The organism is Motilibacter aurantiacus, from assembly GCF_011250645.1.
GTDB lineage: Bacteria > Actinomycetota > Actinomycetes > Motilibacterales > Motilibacteraceae > Motilibacter_A > Motilibacter_A aurantiacus.
In genome coordinates this window covers 1-1,464 of sequence record NZ_JAANNO010000032.1, presented here as the reverse complement: position 1 = coordinate 1,464, position 1,464 = coordinate 1, and the positions used below count along the sequence as shown (strand labels likewise).

The window sequence follows — 1,464 nt, the reverse complement described above, 5'->3', positions numbered from 1 at the left end:
TTGCGGGCTCTTCGCAGATGAGGGTGTAGGCGGGGGGTGAGGGTGGTCGGCGCGTCGGTGTCCGGGTAGAGGTCGAGGTCTCCCGAGGATGAAGGTTCCTACGCCGCTCATCTGGAAGACCTCGACGTGCTTGACGCTACCTTCGCTGCCCCTGACCTGACCACGTTCGCCGGCCTGGACGAGCTCGGCCTGGAGGTGGTCGGGCAACGCGTGGAGCCGGACCGGGTGGTCCTGGCGTGCCGGGTGCTGGAGCCGGACCGGTGGTGCCGGCGGTGCGGGTGCGAGGGCGCGCCGCGGGACTCGGTGGTGCGGCGGTTGGCGCACGAGCCGTTCGGGTGGCGGCCCACGACGTTGGAGGTCACGGTCCGCCGGTACCGGTGCACTGGCTGCGGGCACGTGTGGCGGCAGGACATGACCGCTGCGGCCCAGCCGCGGTCGAAGCTGTCGCGTCGGGCGCTGGCGTGGGCGTTGCAGGGTCTGGTCGTGGCGCACCTGTCCGTGGCTCGGGTCGCTGAGGCGCTGGGGGTGTCCTGGCACACCGCGAACACCGCGGTCCTGGCCGAGGGGCGCCGGGTGCTGATCAACGACCCGTCCCGGTTCGAGGGGGTCACGGTGCTCGGTGTCGATGAGCACGTGTGGCGCCACACCCGCGCTGGCGACAAGTACGTCACCGTGATCATCGACCTCACCCCTGTCAGGGACGGCACCGGGTCCGCGCGGTTGCTGGACATGGTGCCGGGCCGGTCCAAGCAGGCGTTCAAGACCTGGCTCGCCGCCCGGCCGGACGCCTTCCGGGACGGGNNNNACCTGGCGCCAGGGCCTGGAGGTCGTGGCGATGGACGGGTTCACCGGGTTCAAGACCGCCACCACCGAAGAGCTCCCCAAAGCGACAGCGGTCATGGACCCCTTCCACGTCGCGCGCCTGGCCGGGGACGCGTTGGACCGGTGCCGGCGGCGGATCCAGCAGGACCTGCACGGTCACCGCGGACGCGCCGGGGACCCGCTCTACAAGGCGCGGCGGACCCTGCACACCGGCGCGGACCTGCTCACCGACCGCCAACGCGCGCGGATCGACGCGCTGTTCGCCAACCCCGAGCACCTCGCCGTCGAGGTCACCTGGGGCGTCTACCAAGCCGTGATCGCCGCCTACCGCCACCCCGACCGCCCCACCGGCAAAGCGATGATGACCAAGGTGATCGACTCCCTCAGCCGAGGCGTCCCGACCTCACTGAACGAACTCACCAGGCTGGGCCGGACCCTGCAGAAGCGCGCCACGGACGTCCTGGCCTACTTCGACCGCCCCGGCACCTCCAACGGCCCCACCGAGGCCATCAACGGAAGGCTCGAACACCTACGCGGCACCGCCCTCGGCTTCCGCAACCTCGCCCACTACATCGCCCGCAGCCTGCTCGAGACCGGCGGCTTCAGACAGCGACTACACCCTCGATTGCGATGAGCCGGTAA

At 71.0% G+C, this 1,464-nt stretch carries 1 pseudogene; it reads left to right on the top strand.

From position 1 onward, the window contains the following. Positions 1–126 precede the first annotated feature (126 nt). Positions 127–1,456: pseudogene (locus tag G9H72_RS20670) on the top strand (ISL3 family transposase). Positions 1,457–1,464: the final 8 nt, after the last annotated feature.